Source organism: Roseibium sp., assembly GCF_039982295.1.
Taxonomy (GTDB): Bacteria; Pseudomonadota; Alphaproteobacteria; order Rhizobiales; family Stappiaceae; genus Roseibium.
The window spans coordinates 42487-60212 of the sequence record NZ_JBDWYP010000029.1; the positions used below are offsets into that span (position 1 = coordinate 42487).

19 protein-coding genes are annotated in these 17726 nt (G+C 59.3%); 8 read left to right on the forward strand and 11 right to left on the reverse strand.

Going from position 1 to position 17726, the window contains the following annotated elements; translation table 11 throughout:
* Positions 1-118 precede the first annotated feature (118 nt).
* Genes ABJZ52_RS04860 through ABJZ52_RS04870 form a run of 3 tightly spaced genes read left to right on the forward strand, consistent with a single transcriptional unit; the run spans position 119 to position 3548 of the window.
* A complete protein-coding gene (locus ABJZ52_RS04860) occupies positions 119-2260 on the forward strand; it encodes a PBP1A family penicillin-binding protein (protein WP_348188753.1) in 2142 nt (713 codons plus the stop codon).
* Entirely contained in the window at positions 2257-2991 is a 735-nt protein-coding gene (locus tag ABJZ52_RS04865) for a DUF1214 domain-containing protein (protein ID WP_348188685.1), read from the forward strand. The genes ABJZ52_RS04860 and ABJZ52_RS04865 overlap by 4 nt, the downstream gene beginning before the upstream one ends.
* Entirely contained in the window at positions 2988-3548 is a 561-nt protein-coding gene (locus ABJZ52_RS04870; RefSeq protein WP_348188687.1) for a hypothetical protein, read from the forward strand. Before ABJZ52_RS04865 ends, ABJZ52_RS04870 begins: the two co-directional genes overlap by 4 nt.
* 43 nt (positions 3549-3591) lie before the next feature.
* Here the strand turns inward: ABJZ52_RS04870 and ABJZ52_RS04875 are convergent, their stop codons facing one another.
* The 3 genes from ABJZ52_RS04875 to ABJZ52_RS04885 form a co-directional block, all read right to left on the reverse strand.
* A complete protein-coding gene (locus ABJZ52_RS04875; protein ID WP_348188689.1) occupies positions 3592-3924 on the reverse strand; it encodes an NIPSNAP family protein in 333 nt (110 codons plus the stop codon).
* Positions 3925-4015: 91 nt separating this feature from the next.
* Positions 4016-4627 (reverse strand): dimethylsulfonioproprionate lyase family protein, encoded by a 612-nt coding sequence (locus ABJZ52_RS04880; RefSeq protein WP_348188691.1) that lies wholly within the window; start codon positions 4625-4627, stop codon positions 4016-4018.
* Between the two features lie 167 nt (positions 4628-4794).
* Entirely contained in the window at positions 4795-5982 is a 1188-nt protein-coding gene (locus ABJZ52_RS04885) for a diaminopropionate ammonia-lyase (protein ID WP_348188693.1), read from the reverse strand.
* 101 nt (positions 5983-6083) lie between these two features.
* Between ABJZ52_RS04885 and ABJZ52_RS04890 the strand changes: the two genes are divergently transcribed.
* Positions 6084-6563: an Lrp/AsnC family transcriptional regulator gene (locus ABJZ52_RS04890; protein WP_348188695.1), complete on the forward strand. Its 480-nt coding sequence runs from the start codon at positions 6084-6086 to the stop codon at positions 6561-6563.
* Positions 6564-6794: 231 nt separating this feature from the next.
* Positions 6795-8336, forward strand: coding sequence for an ankyrin repeat domain-containing protein (locus ABJZ52_RS04895; protein WP_348188697.1), 1542 nt, complete (start codon positions 6795-6797; stop codon positions 8334-8336).
* A gap of 81 nt (positions 8337-8417) precedes the next feature.
* Here ABJZ52_RS04895 and ABJZ52_RS04900 read toward each other — a convergent pair whose 3' ends face one another.
* Together ABJZ52_RS04900 and ABJZ52_RS04905 are read right to left on the reverse strand one after the other, a co-directional pair.
* Positions 8418-9104, reverse strand: a complete 687-nt coding sequence (locus ABJZ52_RS04900) for a hypothetical protein (protein ID WP_348188699.1) — start codon at positions 9102-9104, stop codon at positions 8418-8420.
* A 258-nt stretch (positions 9105-9362) separates the two neighbouring features.
* Positions 9363-9584 (reverse strand): hypothetical protein, encoded by a 222-nt coding sequence (locus ABJZ52_RS04905; RefSeq protein ID WP_348188701.1) that lies wholly within the window; start codon positions 9582-9584, stop codon positions 9363-9365.
* 184 nt (positions 9585-9768) lie between these two features.
* On the opposite strand from ABJZ52_RS04905, the gene ABJZ52_RS04910 reads away from it, so the two are divergent.
* Entirely contained in the window at positions 9769-10923 is a 1155-nt protein-coding gene (locus tag ABJZ52_RS04910) for a DUF2336 domain-containing protein (RefSeq protein ID WP_348188702.1), read from the forward strand.
* 32 nt (positions 10924-10955) lie between these two features.
* Here the strand turns inward: ABJZ52_RS04910 and ABJZ52_RS04915 are convergent, their stop codons facing one another.
* The 3 genes from ABJZ52_RS04915 to ABJZ52_RS04925 form a co-directional block, all read right to left on the reverse strand.
* Positions 10956-11330, reverse strand: a complete 375-nt coding sequence (locus tag ABJZ52_RS04915) for a DUF1491 family protein (RefSeq protein WP_348188704.1) — start codon at positions 11328-11330, stop codon at positions 10956-10958.
* Between the two features lie 62 nt (positions 11331-11392).
* Positions 11393-12121 (reverse strand): peptidoglycan-binding domain-containing protein, encoded by a 729-nt coding sequence (locus ABJZ52_RS04920; protein ID WP_348188706.1) that lies wholly within the window; start codon positions 12119-12121, stop codon positions 11393-11395.
* A gap of 14 nt (positions 12122-12135) precedes the next feature.
* Positions 12136-13980: a PAS domain-containing sensor histidine kinase gene (locus ABJZ52_RS04925; protein WP_348188708.1), complete on the reverse strand. Its 1845-nt coding sequence runs from the start codon at positions 13978-13980 to the stop codon at positions 12136-12138.
* Between the two features lie 331 nt (positions 13981-14311).
* On the opposite strand from ABJZ52_RS04925, the gene ABJZ52_RS04930 reads away from it, so the two are divergent.
* Positions 14312-14776: a DUF5330 domain-containing protein gene (locus ABJZ52_RS04930; RefSeq protein WP_348188709.1), complete on the forward strand. Its 465-nt coding sequence runs from the start codon at positions 14312-14314 to the stop codon at positions 14774-14776.
* Between the two features lie 349 nt (positions 14777-15125).
* Complete coding sequence (locus ABJZ52_RS04935) at positions 15126-15560, forward strand: SufE family protein (RefSeq protein WP_348188710.1); 435 nt, start codon at positions 15126-15128, stop codon at positions 15558-15560.
* Positions 15561-15563: 3 nt separating this feature from the next.
* Here the strand turns inward: ABJZ52_RS04935 and ABJZ52_RS04940 are convergent, their stop codons facing one another.
* From ABJZ52_RS04940 to ABJZ52_RS04950, 3 genes are all read right to left on the reverse strand, one after another.
* On the reverse strand, positions 15564-16403 hold the full coding sequence (locus ABJZ52_RS04940) for a DUF6456 domain-containing protein (RefSeq protein ID WP_348188711.1): 840 nt from the start codon (positions 16401-16403) through the stop codon (positions 15564-15566).
* Positions 16400-16813: a helix-turn-helix domain-containing protein gene (locus ABJZ52_RS04945; protein ID WP_348188713.1), complete on the reverse strand. Its 414-nt coding sequence runs from the start codon at positions 16811-16813 to the stop codon at positions 16400-16402. The genes ABJZ52_RS04940 and ABJZ52_RS04945 overlap by 4 nt, the downstream gene beginning before the upstream one ends.
* A gap of 318 nt (positions 16814-17131) precedes the next feature.
* The gene (locus tag ABJZ52_RS04950; RefSeq protein WP_153769821.1) at positions 17132-17548 is read right to left on the reverse strand and encodes a MucR family transcriptional regulator; all 417 of its coding nucleotides are present in this window, start codon (positions 17546-17548) and stop codon (positions 17132-17134) included.
* Positions 17549-17726: the final 178 nt, after the last annotated feature.

A 17726-nucleotide genomic window follows, 5' to 3' on the forward strand; every position in this document is an offset into this window, starting at 1 on the left:
GCGCGGCCTATCATGGTTGAACGCCCGCCAGCAAGCAGGACCTGGTCCGTTGAGCGAAGACGACAGCAGACAGAGCCCCTCGGAACCGACGCCTCCTCCCGCGCCCGAGCCAGTTTCCGTGCCTCGGCAACGGCGCAGTTTCGGCCAATTCCTGCTGGCGATCGATGCCTTTGTCGACACTGTTCTCTGGAGCATCGGCAGCGCCCTGCGCCGAGCCTTCGAATCCTATGATGCTTTCCTGCGGAGCTTTCGCGCAAGAGGCATCTGGCGCGCCCTTGCGGAGCTGGGGTCTGATGCCTGCACTTATGGCGCGATTGGGCTTGTCATCGTGCTCGCCTTCGCCCAGCCTGCGTTTGAAGCGACCCGGTATGCCGACTGGCGCACGACGGACGACTTCGCGGTCACCTTCCTTGATCGCTTCGGCAAGGAAATCGGCAAACGCGGGATCGTCCTCAACGACACGGTGCCGCTTGAAGAGATTCCCGACGTTCTGATCAAGGCCACGCTTGCGACCGAGGACCGGCGGTTTTTCTCTCACTTCGGCATCGACGTTATCGGCACATTTCGCGCGATGGTCGAAAACGCGCGCGCGGGAGGTGTTGTTCAGGGCGGCTCATCCCTGACCCAGCAGCTGGCGAAGAACCTGTTCCTCAGCAACGAGCGGACCCTGGGCCGCAAGATCAAGGAAGCCTATCTGGCCCTATGGCTGGAGGCCAATCTGACCAAGCAGGAAATCCTGAAGCTCTATCTGGACCGCGCCTATATGGGCGGCGGGGTGTTCGGCGTGACGGCGGCTGCGGAATTCTATTTCAACAAGAATGTCCGCGAGCTGACACTGGCCGAAAGCGCCATGCTGGCCGGTCTTTACAAGGCGCCGACGAAATACGCGCCCCACGTCAATCTGCCTGCAGCCCGTGCAAGAGCCAATGAAGTGCTGACCAACATGGTTCAGGCCGGGCTCCTGACCGAAGGACAGGTGATTGGCGCAAGGAGAAACCCGGCCATTGCGGTTGACCGGTCTCAGGACCAACTGCCTGAATACTTCCTGGACTGGGCGCTGGACGAAGTGAAAAAGCTGGCGCGCCGAAATCCGGCCCTTGCGCGCGACCGCATCGTCACAGTCCGCACCACCCTCGACCCCGCCTTGCAGCGGCAGGCGGATCTGGCGGTGGAAGCCACCTTGAGGGACAACGCCAAGGCCAGGGACGTGGGCTCGGCGGCCCTTGCGGCGATGGTTCCGGACGGTGCCGTGGTCGCCATGGTGGGCGGCCGGTCCTATGGCGACAGCCAGTTCAACCGTGCCGTCAATGCGCTGCGTCAGCCCGGTTCGTCTTTCAAACCCTTCGTCTATATGGCCGCATTCATGAACGGTTATTCCAAGGACAGCATTGTTCCCGACAGGCCGATCACCATTGGTGGATGGAGCCCGCGTAATTACGGGCGCAGCTACCGCGGGCCGGTGAGCCTCAAGGTGGCCCTGACCAAGTCGATCAACACGGTGCCGGTCCGCCTTGCCCAGGCGATTGGCCGCGACAAGATCGTGGAGACCGCCTATGCCATGGGCATCACCAACGAGCTCAAGATCTCCAAGTCCCTCCCCCTTGGCGCCTCGGATGTGTCGGTTCTCGACATGGCCGCGTCCTATTCCACGTTTGCCAACGGCGGACTGAGGGCAACGCCCTATGCGATCGTGGAAGTCAAGAACAGCGACGGAACTGTTCTTTACAATCGGGATCGGGACGAGGTGGAAGCCCCTCGGGTCCTGCCGGCCGACAAGGTGGAGGAAATGAACGAGATCCTCGTCAATGTGGTCGAGGCAGGCACGGGCCGCAGAGCTCGCATCGACGGTGTCGTTGCAGCTGGCAAAACCGGCACCACCTCTGCCTACCGGGATGCATGGTTCGTTGGATATACCGGCAACTTCACCGCAGCTGTCTGGTTTGGTAATGACGACTTCACATCGACCCGCCGGGTCACGGGCGGTAGTCTTCCCGCCATGACTTGGCAGACCTTCATGGACTATGCGCATCAGGACATCGACCTGGTGCCCATGCCCGGTGTCGATGCAGCTGACCTTGCCCGCTTCCCCAAAGCACTGGTGAAAGACGAGAGCGAGAACAGGCCTCAGCCGCGCGTGCTCAATCGGCAGACACAGGGTGTTCTGAAAGACATCGGAAAGGCACTGAATGCGATTTCTCCGCTCGCCTCAGCCGCACCGGCTGAGGGCTCACCAACAACAGACGTGGCTGCCCGGCAATGAATGTCGCTTCAAAGACACCAACAGCCCAGGTGCCGGTTCATAGCGAGGCCGCATGGTATGAGCCAGACATGCCGGCGATCATCGCCCCGCGCCGGCCCACACCGATCCGCTCTCTCTTTGCTGTCCTTCTGATCCTGTTTGTCGGCTCTCTTCTGGGGATCGCGTCGGCCTATCTGATGATCGAAAGGGATCGACCCTTCCTGTCCGTGACCATCGGTCCCTGGTCGGCCTATCCGGAAGCGGGAACGTCGGAAGCAGACCCTTATTCCGTCGCGATCTACACACGCAGTGCCCGCATTCCACTGGCATCGGGGGAAGGTCTCGCGATCAGCGCACGAACCGACAGCTCGGGCACCACGCTCGACCCCGCATGTGACTACCGGATTTCCGGTCAGACGCCGACGGCGCGCCTATGGACCCTGACTGCCGCAGGAGACCATGGCCGACTGCTGCCGACGCTTGCCGGGAGAACATTCCTCACAAGCCGTCAGATCCTGCGCAAGGAGGACGGCAGCTTCGAGATCACCGCTTCGCGCGCACCACGGTCCGGCAACTGGCTCCCCATCGGGCTGCCACTGACTGGCGAGACAGGCGCTGGTGACATCACCGCTCCCGGCGGCATCGGGTCCGGACTGATGTTCACATTCAGGCTCTACGACGCCCCGATAACGACAGGATCCGCCCTGGATGGTGCGGTCATGCCGGTCATCGAAAGGCTGTCCTGCTTATGAGCCTGTCTCCACGTCTTGCCTGGCTCACCGGACTGGTCGCAACACTCAGCCTTGCAGCCGTGGTGCATATCCTCGTTGTGCTGACGATCCCGCAAAACACGAGCCACAGCGCCTATGCCGACGTCGCCAACTTCGGCCCGGATCGCCAATTCAACCTGTTACCGGACGTAAAACCGGGCGCAGAGCCCCTGCCGGCGCTGGACCCGGCGATGAAACATGCAGCCTGTCGCTTCACCCTGGACGACGGGCCGGTTCTGTTCACCGCGTCGATTCCCGTGCCTTTCTGGTCGATAGGCCTCTTCAACGAGGCAGGGGAAGCGGTCTACAGCCTCAACAACCGGACATCAGGCTCGGATATTCTCTCAATGCTCCTGCTGACGCCGGAACAGCTGTCGATCATTCGGGAGAACCCGCCTGAGGACCTCGATGAGCTGATCGTTCTGGAGATCCCGGCCACCAACGGCTTTGCGCTCTTGAGGGCCTTCGTGCCCCACTCCCATCAAAGCAAGGAAGTGGATACAGCGCTGAGCACCGCCTACTGCGGATCTTTGAGCTGACGTCAGATCATCTGTAAGATCTCAAACCGACTGTTCCCAAGGCTCAGAGGTTGGCGTTGCCATCAAAGTTCTCAAACCCGCCAGTCGTTTCGGCCACTTCCGCCTCGTAGTGTGCGATCATAGGCATGACCTGATGCTCGATGCGCTCATTCCAGACAGGGCCATTGTAAAAACCTTCCTTGAGGGTCTCGCGCGCTTCAAGCGTTGGAAAGGCCCGCATCCAATGCACCTTGTCAGGATGTTCAAGATCCCTCAGGGGACCAAAGACCAGCATTCCAGCATCGCGAAGTGCGGCCCGATTTTCCCGTTCGAAGAAGTCGATGAACTCTTCCCGGCGGCCCGGCTTCAAGGTGTAGTGGCGTATCTCGATGATCATGTTCGAAGCCGATCCTTATTCATTGCCTTTACCCCGAAACGACCCGGGTTTCCGGCATCGTTTCTGGCAGGGTTTCTAGGTGCCGCAGCCTTCACTCGGCCAGAAGAAGCCAGAACGCCAGAAGCGGTTCTGCCCCCGAGCGCATGGCGTGCATGATCCCCGGTGAATTGTAGAAGGAGCCGCCAGGTCCTGGCTCGAACCAGTCACTGCCGCCGTGGGTGAACTCACCGCGTGACATGCACAGGTAGGTTTCTTCCGGTGGGTGGGTGTGATCCGGGTAGCGGACATCCGGCGCAAGCAGGGAGACGCCGAGCCAGACATCCGTCCGCCGCTCCAGCCCGCCTGGCCCGATAATCAGCGTATTTGCATGACCCTGGTCAAATGTGTCGCTTGCCGCGGGTGTCGTGCCCTTGCGTTTGCTCCAGGAAAGGGCAGGCTCCAGCGCCCGGAATGTCTCCGCGAGTGCAGCGAGATCTCCATCGGGAAAATGTGCCGGATCGATCACCTGATCGAGATGCTCGTCGCAGACAGGCAAACGGCAGCCTTCACTGGCTGGGACTGAGGTCGGTTTGTCCGTCGGTTCACGCAGAGCTGAAAAGCCGCACCTCACAGAGCGCTGAGACTCGTCTCCCCGGGCACGCTCTCTGAATGCGGTTTCAGCCGCATCAACAAAGGCTTGTAGCGCGGCAGAGCGGTTTTGCATGAAATCTTCCTGAAGCAGGCACGAGGTCAGCTGCCAACGCTAGGGTGTCCTGCCGCCGCCGTCAAACACGTCGCGGCACCATCGAACTGTCGAGGATCGGCAGCTAAGACATCTCACAGAAAACCACCCCGCCGCAGGATCAAAATCGCTGATCAGCTCCCGACAGCCTAGATCTCGCCCTTGATGATCTGGTCGTAAATAACCGGATCGGTGACGCCTTCGGAACCAATCAACACCGCGCGAGAGCTTTCATTCAGCCCTAGCGCCGCGCGCAGGGATGGCTGTGTTGCCGCGCAGATCAGACCGCAAAGCCCGGCGACTCCGCTTTCTCCCGCCTGGACGCGCGCACTTTCAGGCTCGAAAGACGCAAGCATGCGCACGGTCGGGGCGACCACCTCTTCCGGTATGGTCAGGAAACCACTCGTCTGTGAAGCCAGCACAGACCAGGCGACCTCGGACGGCTCACCGCAGGAGAGCCCGGCCATGATGGTCTCTTCGGCGATCTGAACAGCGGTAGAGCGGCCTGCCTTGGCACTTTCAAAGAGGCAAGGCGCGAGCTCCGGTTCCACCACGTAGACCTTGGGCGCGTCAGTCCCCCAATCCTGCCTGAAGACTGCTGCCACCGCAGCGGCCAATCCGCCCACGCCGCCCTGCAGGAAGACGTGGGTGGGTGGTGTTGCCAGATCTCGTGTGATTTCGCGCGCCATCACGCCGTATCCGGCCATGACCTCGATCGGCGTCTTCGTATAGCCGGTCCATGAGGTGTCGGAGACGATCAGCCATCCGTTCTGTTCAGCATCGAGGCGGGTCTGCTCCACCGTTGCATCATAGTCGCCATCGATGCGGATGACGTCTGCGCCCAGCGCTCGCATGGCATCGACGCGGTGCTCGCTGACCTCGGCATGAACATAGATCCGGCAGGTGACGCCACAACGGGCCGCACCCCACGCGACCGAACGGCCATGATTGCCATCCGTCGCTGAAATCACGGTCATGCCCTTTGCCTCGGACGGAAACGCACGGTCTCGGATCTCTGCCAGGGATACGTCCTTGCCGATACGCTTCGATATCTCCCGCTGCAGGACACACATCACCGCATAGGCGCCGCCGAGAGCCTTAAAGCTGCCCAAGCCAAAGCGATCGCCCTCGTGCTTGTAGAGGATCTCGCCCAATCCCAGATCTGCCGCCAATGGGGCGAAGCTGAGCAAAGGCGTCTTTTCATAGCCTTCCCAACTGCTGACTTCGCTTTCCGCGCGATCGAACTGCTCCGGCGTCAGCAAGTCAGGCAGCAGGCGTTGGTCCGTCAGTTCGGCAGCAAAATAGCCCGTGTTTGAATTTGCGAACAGGTCCAGCATCAATCGCTCCTTTTCATCCGTGACGAGAATTTAGTTCATTGGCTGTAAGAGTTGTGCTCTATTTTCAGTCATCAAATGAACAATTCTTGCATGTGAACGCTTTGAAGAAAGAAACCCACTCCTCTGATCTGGACACGTTTGATCTCGCGATCCTGCGCCTCATCCAGGAGGACAACACCATCCCTCACCGCGTTATCGGCGAGAAGGTCAATCTGTCTGCGCCGAGCGTTCAAAGACGTATCAAGCGGATGCAGAAATCCGGTGTGATCGCTGCACAAACAGCGGTTCTGGAACCGTCAAAAGTCGGCTTGCCCCTGACGATCCTGGTGGAAGTCGAGCTCAAGGCAGAAACAGGCGGGCAGATCGACGCCATCAAGGCCGAGTTCCTGGCCGCTCAAGAGATCCAGCAATGCTACTATGTCACCGGTGAAGCGGACTTCGTGCTTGTCATTTTGGTCGGCGATATGGCGGAATATGAGGCCCTCACACAACACCTCTTTTTCGGCAACGCCAACATCCGCAAGTTCAAGACCTTCGTCGTCATGGACCGGACCAAAGCCTCCGGAAGCCTGAACATCTGATCAGGCCACTCCCCAGCCAGGATCGTCGACCCTTCTTGGAGCCGCGTCATGGCTCATTTACATCCGACCTTGCCCTGCTGCCTGATCTACGTCTAAAACCACGCTGCTATCGGGTTAGCCTCCAGGTCCGCGGAAAGCCGTCATCGGCACCCCATCGAATATTTGGCTACCAGACTTCGGTATGTCTCATGCTCGACCTCAGCGGACCAGCGAGCCAAAGTGAGGACACCGATGACAAAGTCTCTGGACCAACTCCGCCGTGACGCCAAAACCCTGCGCAAGGCACATCAGTTAAACGACGAGCAGGCGCTGCAGCGCCTAAAAAGCCACGCACCTCGAACAGACACGGCGGCGCTGAAACATGCCGACTATCTGCATGTGATTGCGCGCGAGGCAGGTTTTCCGTCCTGGCCAGCTCTTAAACTCGCAGCAGACCTGCTCGGCATGGATCTCGCGACCAAACGTCAGCGACTGAAGCTTGCGCTGTCTGCGGGCCACTTCAGTGCGGTGGAGCAATTTCTTGCAGACACACCAAAGATCGCTGACGGTGATTTCGGGCTGTGTCTTGGCCTTTATCGCAAGTCGGACGTTCTTGCCGCTCTCGACAAGTCACCTCAACTCGCGACCGACCTGATTGCCAATCAGGCGCCTCCCCTGACCGTCCTTGCCCGTTCAAAGTGGGTTCATCACAAACCGAACCTGTCAGAGGACATGCTGGAGATCGCACGAGCCCTCCACGCAAACGGCGCCGATCTCAATCAGGGAGCCGTACTTTCGGCCGAAACCGACCACACGCTTTCACCGCTTTATTTTGCAATCGGCCACGCCAACAACATGGCACTTGGTCAATGGCTGCTCGACAACGGCGCAGACCCCAACGATGGAGAAAGCCTCTATCATTCCACCGAGCTTGGTCATCATGATGGTCTACGCATGCTCCTGGCCCATGGCGCTGATCCCAAAGGCACAAACGCCCTGCTGCGTGCGATGGACTTTCATGACACGGAAGCCATTCAGCTGCTGCTGGATCACGGCGCTCAGGTAGACGAGCTTGACGCCACTCCGGTCGGAGGCGAGGTGCCATGGGTCATCCCGGCGCTCCATCAAGCGGCGCGTCGCATGGTACCGGCAGACCTGGCAACGCTTTTACTGAACAATGGGGCCAATCCAAACCGCCAGTTTGAAGGCACGACACCATATGCCTATGCTCGCGTTTTCGGGCACGCGGATCTGGCCGATCAACTTGCGGCGCGGGGCGCTGATCAAACGATGAGCCCCATGGAAACCGCCCTTACCGGTGCAGCTGATGGTTCCCCGGCGGCGGGTCCAGTTGAGCCGGAGGAGATCCCGGACGCCTACCGCGATATCATTCGGATGCTCACGGCCTACACGGCGAAACTCGATCACATCAAACGGCTTGTCGCCATGGGTGTTGAGCATGACCGCCCGGACTCGGAAGGCTTGACGCCCGTGCAGATCGCTGGCTGGGAAGGACAGTCGGAGGTCATGGAATACCTGCTGACCCTGAAGCCTGACCTCGCCCATATAAACGGCTATGGCGGAACTCTGCTCTCCACCATTCTACACGGGTCTGAGAATTGCCCGGGACGAGAAAACCGGGACCACATCGGTTGCCTGCGTTTGGCATTGGCGCATGGCGTTGGTCTGCCACGCCGCGCCCTCGACCATGTGGCTTCCGACGAGATTTCGGAATTCTTGCGAGATTGGGCCAGCGACCATCCCGATCAGCTCGTGGAACACGGCGCTTTCTAGGGTCTAGACGTTCCAGAGGACACTGTGATCTGGGCCGTTCGATCCGATCGGCCCATACATCTCCCCCCTGAGTTGTCAGCCCTACTTCTTGGGCGCCGGGCGTTCTGTACCCCAGCCGGTGTAGATCCGTGAGCGTTTGATCTTGCCCTCAACGGTGAAACGGTCCTTCTTGACGCAACCGTTTTCCGCTAGACGCACTTCTGCTTCGAGAGTGCGGATGGCGTTGTTGGCCTTCCACAAGCGATCGGCAGATGGCGTTTCGATCTCCAGACTGTCGAGGGCCTTCTGATAGGCGGTGATGCGGTAGCGCAGGGCCTGTCCTACCCATGAGACCATCATGCGGTTTTCCCAAACGCGGGCCTTGGCACCCTCATATGTCTCTTCGGTGGTGACCGGCTTGTTGGCCAGAACCCGCAGGCGCTCCGTGTCGGCGGCCTGAACGCGCATCGCGACCTCGCAGAAGGGCCAGACCAGCTTGGCATCGCCTTCCGCATCAGCGGCCACGCGGTCGTATCGGGCATCGCTGGAGCGGAATTTGTCCGAGCGCAGGAAGATGTAATAGAGATCGACAGGGACCCTGCCTTCAACCTCTGGCAAAACGCGGGTGCGCGAAAGCTCGACGACAGTTCCGCCGATCCAGTCTTTTGTCCAGGGCGGCCGGATCAGACCCCAGCCGCGTTCGCGCAGGAGTTCCTCATCGTTCGTCATATTGAACTTGGAAACGGGATCACCGCGATAGCGCGCTGCGGCCTCGCCGGCAGCAGGCATGACTTTGTCATGGAAAATATTGGGGCGGGCGCGATCAAAGTCGCCTGTCGGTCGACTGCAGGCGGCCAGCACCACGCAAAGCATGGCGGCAACGCAAACAGATCGTCCAGTCATCGCCAACGGCGGGCGAGACCTTCCTTCTTTCGACAGTGGCTCAGGCGTAGATGTCACGCCCATAGGGCTTCCCCGTAGCTTGGCACCGGGCGAGAATCAGCCCTTGCGCTATCAACCTACCGGAAAAGCAGCGTTCACTCGAACTCAGTCGAGGTCGGAAGCGGTTGTTCCGGCAGTTGTTCCGGCAGTTCTTCCGATGGTCCCGATTCGCGCGGCCAGATCAAGAGCCTCGCGCTCGTAACGAACACCTGGGAAGAGGACAACCTCTCCAGAAGGTGCGGAATTGGCCGTCGGACGGTCGTTTCGCTTGGTGGTCAGTCGTGAAAGGGGCCGTTGCGCGGATGCAAAGTCCAAAAGGGTGCCCATCTCGTCTCCTCCTTCGGTTCGTCTCTCCTGCATACGCAGCGACGGTCAAATGGGTGACGCAATACTCTTTCTAAAAATTGATTAGGCGCCTTCAGGGTTAACAGTGTGCTAACGCTTTTCGTTTTATTTTAGTCAACGAACAGCAACCGTTCGCTCTGCTGTTGGTATTGCGTAGACGAGAGCCATGAACCGTTTGTCCGTCCCCTCGCCGGAGGTTTCTTCCGGCCACGAGACTGCTCCTCGGCAGTCCAGTCCCTCACATTTTGAAGGCGTGCTTCTGGCCGCCTCAGAACTGTTTGCTGGCCGCGAGGCACACGACAGCCGGGACAAGACCCTTTTCCGGGAACTTGCACTCAACCTTCTGCCGCAGACGGACGAAAGTGACCGACGCCGCATCGCCTGCCACCTGGTGCGCCATCCAGCCACGCCCCCGGAGGTTTTGGCGGCGCTGGCAGCCGACGAGGACGCCCTCACCGCCTATCCCGTCCTGCGCAACGCTGCGAGCCTTGATGAAGAGATTCTCGTGGCTCAGGCGGAACGCGGTCCAGACAGCCTGCGCAAGGCCATCGCCGAACGCCCGGATGCTGGTCCGAAGGTTCTGGCGATCATTGCGCAACTCGGTGGTCCGGATGTCGTCGCACTGCTTCTGGATCGCACTGACGTCGACCTGGACGAAGAAATGGTCTCGCGGCTTTGCAAAAGGCCCGAGATCCTGAAGCGTTTTGGCAAGGACCTGGTTGACCGCAAGGTCTTGAACTCCAGCCAGATGCTGACGCATTTCTCACGCTTGGACGCTCCCTTGCGCCAGGAGGCCATCGCCTCGGCCGAACTCGCAAGCCTGATCAACCTGGCCCGCAGCGGCTCCCACAAACCCGCACGTCCGGTCTTCAAGCAAAGCCTTCTGGAGCAATTGCACCAGAGCGCGCTGACCGGTGGTGCAGAGCAATTTGCCCATGAACTCTCCTACGCTCTTGGCCTGCCGGAGACATTCACAGGTGACATTGTCACCACCGACAGCGGTGAAACGCTTTCGATCTGCCTGAAGGCGTTGGGTTTCACGGAGGCGCAGGCCGCACAGATCCTTGTCCGCGTCCTGGGGGATCGTCTTCCACTGGAGGGTCTGCGTGGTCTGGTCGAGGTGTTCAGCAACATCAGCCACGGCGCTGCCATGCTGTTGGTCAACCGCTGGATCGGCGAAGAAACGCCGCACGAACAGCGGACTTCCCTGTCTGAACCACAGCATATCGTCCAAAGTCAGGAAACGACCCGCCCTGCACGCTCGGGCAACGCCACATGGCAGGAACTGGATGACATCGAAAAGCTTCTCCGGTTCGGCTGAACAGGCCGCGCAATTTTCGAAGCGTTGCTTACTTAGGATTTGAAGAAGGGATCGGGACCATTTTCCGCTTCCTCTTCGGCGAGGGGCAAGTCAATCTTTCCCGCCTCTGAATCGACTTCGACCAACCAGTAGTCCGGATCCATCCGGGCTTCGCGATCAAGGCGGTCGGTGATGTCAGAACGAGGCACCTTTTCCAAAATCTGCTCGAACAGACGTCCCTGAGGCTGCTCCATGAACATGGCCTGCGGCGCGGGGCCATAAAAATCATAGGTTCCGTCTAGCCGGTCAACGGCAATAAAAATGGCGCCTGCTTCTGGCGCGCCCTTTTTCTGAATAGCCGCAAAGCCGTTTTCGGCAAAGATCCGCCGGACCAGGGCTGTCACGAAGAAATCGGAAGTCACGCGCATGAGGCTAGCTCTTCAGGTCGCATAGGGCGGGCAAGGTTGCCCAAAATTCGGCAGGCAGGTGATCAGTCGACCCGCTTGCCGCTGACCATTTCCAGCCGTTCGACCACTGCGGGCGTCAACTCGCCTGTGATCGGCAGTCCCCGATCCAGCTCGAACCTCTGAATTGCCGAGGACGTATTGTCGCCCATCACCCCATCTGTGCTCAAGGGGCCATAGCCGAGATCCGACAGAAGCTGCTGAATGCGAGCCAGACGCGGATTTTCAGGTTCCAGTGGCGGAGCAGAAACAGTCTTGGCAGCCAAGGCTGAGGCGCCGATTGGCTTCGGTCGCGGGACAGGCGGACCAGACGCGGCAACGACCGCGCCCTGAAGCGTGATCAGCGCGAGAAGTTCGTCGGTTGCCTCACCCGTTTCCAGGCGGCCATGCAGTCTTTCATAGTGACGGATCGAACGCTCGGTCGCAGGGCCCATCAGACCATCAAGCGGCCCCTCATAGATCCCGATACGGCGCAGGCTCGTCTGCAGGTCAAGAACAAGGGCCGACACTTCCTGAACCACGATGCCCCGCCGGTCATCCGGCTCAATCGCCTGCGGACGGTCACGGGTCGCGAAGAAAGGAGCTGGATGACGGCCGGGCTGGAGGCTGACCGCATTTGCGACAATCAGACACCCTGTAAGGGCCATGACCACCGCGCCGCCAGCCGCGACGGGATTGTCGCGCGCGATGCCGCCCGCACGGGCCATCATGCCGTCGGTTTCTTCTTCGAAATCTGCCTTCTTGCCGCGCGCCATCTGTTTTCTTCCGCTCATGCGCTTTGGGCGAGGACGACCGGATCAACGGACGAAACCCGGTCGCTCACGGTCATGTTCGTTTCTGTCTGACGGTTGCTGCCAGCGCCTTGTGGCTCGGCACGCCCCGCCCTCATGGCCCCAGCAGGGAGCTTTACAGAAACTGTCGTCCCTTTACCGTTCCGACTTTCGACCTGCAATGCGCCGCCATGAAGCTCGGCCAGTCCCTTGACGATGGACAGTCCCAAGCCACTGCCGCTGTTTCGCGGACCGTCTTCAGCTTCGATACGCACAAACGGCTGGCCGAGACGATCAATCATCGCGGCCGGGATGCCGATACCCTGATCTCGCACTTCAAGTATCTGGAACGGGCCTTCCGAGCGAACGGAGACCGAGACCTTGCTGCCCTTGCCGCTGAACTTGATTGCATTGGTCACAAGGTTGATGACGATCTGCTTCAGCGCACGACGATCTGCGGGAAGAACCGGAAGACTGTCCAGATCGGCAAAGACAAGCTCCACGCCTGCACGCTCTGCGATCGGCGCCATCATCGCGCGGCAGCTCTCCAGGCATGTGCCCAGATCAACCGGCTCAATCGTCAGGTCCATATGACCGGTTTCAATGCGTGACGTATCCAGAATGTCGTCAACGACCTGCAGCAAATGCATACCCGACTGATGGATCAGCTCGGCATATTCCCGGTTTTGCACGCTCGACACCTGTTCGGCGGGCATGGCACGCAACATGTCGGAAAAACCGATGATCGCATTCAACGGTGTGCGCAATTCATGACTTGCGCTCGCAATAAACCGCGTCTTGGCGATAGAGGTTTCCTCTGCCATCTCTTTGGCCTGACGCAATTCCTGATCCTGGGCCTTGCGTGCGGAGATGTCCTGAAGTGCCAGCCGAAGGCTCACATCGCCTTCGCGTGAAGTCATTTCGCGGAATCTCAGGCAGACCCAGATGTACTCGGCAGCGCCATCTTCACCCGGGGCATTCGCCCCCTTGCGCAGCCGCAGCTCGATGTCGGAGACGTCCTTGCCGCAACGCGCTTCATCAAGCCGTGTAAGATAGTAAGGCCGGTCGGAAACATGGACCCGCTGGAACAGCCAATCGCCCTGCGCCTGACGGCAGGAAAGCCCGAGCACCGCTTCAAGAGGACCACCGAGCACCTTCGCGGTGCCGTCCGGTTCCACCGAACAGACAATATCGGTAGCCGTGTCGTTGAGAAGCTTCAGGCGTTCTTCACCCTGCCTCAGGGCCCTGCGCACGCGCATATGATCCAATGCAAGCCTCAGGGCAAGGACGGACATATAGGCACAGGCAGCCAGGGCAGAAATCAGGGTCGCATGCGGCGTGGTGAGTGCGAATGACGCCTGAGCCTGCGGCACCACCGCCAGAAGAACAACAAGGCCGGCGCAAAAAGCTGCCGACGCCGCGATGATACGGCGCGAGCCCGAAAGTGCCGCTTCCATCGGCACAGCAGCCAGCCAGACAAGGGCGAAAGACGACAGACCGCCGGTGAACAGGCAAAGTCCGGATAGAAAAGTTCCGAAAAGAGCGGCGGAAAAGGCGTGCGCGCGCTCAAGGTTGCCGGTCTGGGACAAATACATTGCGAGCGGCCACTGGCCGAGCATCCAGGCAAGGACCAGAGCAACAGGAAGGCTCGTCGGACCGATCAGCGCCAAATGCAGAGGGAGAATCAAAAGCGCGATTGCGCCGCCCCCCAGACAACCGGCCAGAAAGCTGCGATGACGCGGCTCCTGCAAGGGATCGCCCAGCACGGCTGGATAGACCAGTCCTGACAGCTGAGATTGAATGTTTTCCGTCAATCCGGAGAATTTCGACAGGTGGTTACGCACGATACACTACCAAGCCCAATACGCAGGCGAAGGGATCCAACTGATTTCGCTTTATTTTGCCGCCGACCACTTAAGGAACGATAAAGGATAAAGCCCAATCGGGCCTGTCGAGACAAAAAAAGCAATCAGATCCGGGGCTTGGTCCGGAATAGATAAAATTTGATCCAAATTTTCTGAAAACTTGCCTCAAATACCTGTTTCATTTGATGAAAAACACGCTTCTGGGTTCAACGCGGCCTTCGGATGTGGCTGCTAACTTGAAACAATAAGAAAAGCACTGCCGTCTGGCGCGACGAGCATTGCAAGACGAATTGAACTGAAGGGTAGCAACATGTTCTTTCTGCTAAGGACAGCATTCTGGCTGACGTTGGTTTTGGTCCTGATCCCGCTTGGATCAGACACAGAATCAGATGCAACGGAAAATATCGATCCGATCGCCGCCTATTTTGCAGCGCAGGCGACCGTGGCCGACCTCGGCGGCTTCTGCGAACGTAATCCCGGCGCTTGCGAGACGGGGGGCAACGCCTTGTCCGCCATCGGAGCGCGGGCCCGTGACGGCGCGCGGATCGTTTATGAGTTTCTCGACACCCAGGTCGCGGACACCGACGTTGCAGAGACAAAGACCGGCCTTGCGCCCGTCGAACAAGATCATTCGGACCTGATCACCGGCTCGACTTCCTCCGGCACCTTGACCTCACAGGATATGGTCACGCCGTGGCAGGGAAACGAGACTTCGGCATTCAGTCCGACTTTCGAGATTGGGCCCGTACCGCGGCCCAACCCTCGCGCGGGATAGTTCCGTACGAGGGGCCGTTTTTCGGGAAAATGACCTCTTTTCCGAAGACCGGCTGTTTGCGCCCCGCTTGACCGGGACCGGTGGCAACACTCTGTCGCCTCCGTTTCCGGAATTGACGGCAACACTGAAGCGGATATTCCGCTGCGCCGCAAATGGATAGCTGCCCATTCCATTTGCGGCGTTTCTTTCTTTTCGTACAGAAAAAGACGCCCTGCCCCAAAAGGCCATTTCACGGCCAGCTGTCGATTTTTCCAGCACTCACGGTCCGCGTCGATTTGCAACTCGCGCGCCGGGAGTTATATCAAGCGACAGATCATCCCTGATTTGACCGGCGGGCCAGAAGAGCAACATGACCAGCACACTTGATGACATTGTCGAAAGCTTCGAGTTCCTCGATGACTGGGAAGATCGCTACAAATATGTGATCGACCTTGGCCGGGAACTGCCTGAGCTGCCCGAGTCAGAGAAGAATGAGGCCAACAAGGTGCGCGGCTGCGTGTCGCAAGTCTGGTTGGTGACGGAGATTTCCCACCGTGAAGATGGCCAGCCGGTGATTGCCTATCGCGGCGACAGCGATGCGCTGATCGTGCAAGGGCTTGTGGCAATCGTGCTGGCGCTTTTCTCTGGAAAGAGCGCCCGGGATATCCTCGACACGGACGTCGACGGTCTGTTCGCGAAGCTCGGTCTCCAGGAGCACCTGACGCCTCAGCGGTCCAATGGCTTGAAATCGATGGTCGCGCGCATTCGCGCCGACGCCGAAGCAGCGCTCGCAGCAGCGGCATAAGGATCAGGACAGTTCATTCCGCTTGGCCCGGTCTGTGCGGATCCGACCATCGCCATTTCCTGCGGTGGTCACATAGCCGTAGCGGCTGGCAAGACCTGTGAGCGCGATCTGAAGCACGACCTTGCCAGACCGCGCTGGCCACCCCCGCTCCACCTCGACTGCCGTCAAGCCTTTGAGATGACAGCAAACGTCCACGAGCAGGCCTGCGAGCGCCGGTTCCAGCCCCTTCAATACTCTCTCGACGCGTTGCCGGGCGGCGATGACATCATCCGACAGGTCAGCTGCCTTGCCCCGATTGCCCCGCGTTCCGCCGCCTCCCCCTGTGCGCCAGCCGCCGGACATTGTCGGCATGAGCCGCGCGAAACCATAGTCTGCGCGCAACCGTTCGCCAGCCTCGACCTGGGCCCGGTCCAGAAGCGCCCGGCCGTTGCGATCCTTGCGACTCGCCAGCCAGGCAAGCGGGCTTTCGCAAAGGTTTACCGGCACCGTGGTTCGTCCGGCTCCTTGCGGATCCGAGATGGTCACAAAACCAACTTCGCGGTGCTGCTCCAAAAAGCCATCCCCCGCGCTGAGCCAGCGTTTGAGAGCCAAGCGCCCTGCCGAAGACAAGGCAAGCGTTTGGTCGGCACCCCGCACCACGTGTCCCTGACGTTCGAGAACCGCGACCATTTCCGGAGTGTCCAGGGGCCGGTCGGACCTGTCTGGCCTGACCAGTGTCCACCGCAGTGCTTCCCCCTTGCCGCCTTCGCGTTTGAGATGCGCTCCCGTTTGAGCCAGGGATTTGAGCAAGGAAAGCAGACGCTTGCGATCGCATGGGTCCGCCGGATCTGAAACACCGTTCATTGTATGCCCCCCAGCGCCAGACCTGCCGCCATTTCCTGCCGCATGCTGATCAGACGCTCGATCTGACCAACCAGTTCGTCAAAAACCGGGTCCTCCCGTCGCTCCTCGATGCCGCGACAGGCATGAGCCACTGTCGAACGGTCACGCTGGTAATGGCGGGCGACATTGATCAAGGGCATGCCTATCTCGACGTGAGCCAGATACATCACCAGCTGGCGTGCTTCAGCCATATGCGCCTTGCCACGTGTCGTGCGGTAGAGATCGGTTGGCTGGATGCAGTAGGCCCTGGCGACATATCCCTCTGCAAGATGCAGATGCGCGGCGGTACGATTTCGGGCCAGCAAACTCGTCAGGCCTCCAGGTCCGTAGATCGGGCGCTGAGGGATAGACCCCTCCCGGCAATCGCTCATTGCAGTCCTCCAATGCTATCGAAAACAAAGGCCTCACCTGAACTAGGCTTATTTTCCTACATTGTAGTCGTGCAATTTATGGTTAGGGATAAGTTTTCAAACAACCTTAAGATCACACCGTTTCAAACTGCGTCTGGAGCGTGAGCGAACCCCACAAAGTACTGACTTTACTGATGTTTTCTTATTGATATCAAAGTCGTCGCAGTTTCGTCGGATTTTGTGCCTTGAGGGAAAACAAAAAAAGCCGCCCGGAAACCCGAACGGCTTTTTTTCAGTTTTCCCGGATCTGCGCCTTCGTGAAAGACGCGAAATCCCGACTTACTTGGAGCGCTTGCGCTGCTGGCCAAGGCCCATCTTCTTGGCGAGCTCGGAGCGAGCCGCTGCATAATTGGGAGCAACCATCGGATAGTCAGCCGGCAGGTCCCACTTTTCGCGGTACTCTTCCGGGGTCATATCGTAGTGCGTGCGGAGGTGACGCTTGAGCGACTTGAACTTCTTGCCGTCTTCCAGGCAGATGATGTAGTCGGCCATGACCGACTTCTTCACCGGAACAGCCGGCTTGAGCGGCTCGGGCTCAGGCTCGTGAGAGGCTGTGGATGTGCGCTGAAGGGCACCATAAACCTCATTGATCAGATTCGGCAGGTCCGTAGAAGCTACGGTATTGTTGCTGACATATGCAGAAACAATATCAGCGGTCAGGTCAATAAGATTGGTATCCACCGGACTATCAGTCATTTTCCACCTGTTCTTTAGGTCAAATCAGAAAATTTTCTGTCTGGCCTCGCAAGCATCTTGACGCGCCATACACCGCAAATAACGGTTACTTGCAATTGGCACTAATCAGAAATCAATCTACTTGGGAGGCAACGATTGAGCCCTTATATCCCCCTGCCATGAGGCGGACAACCCCTCA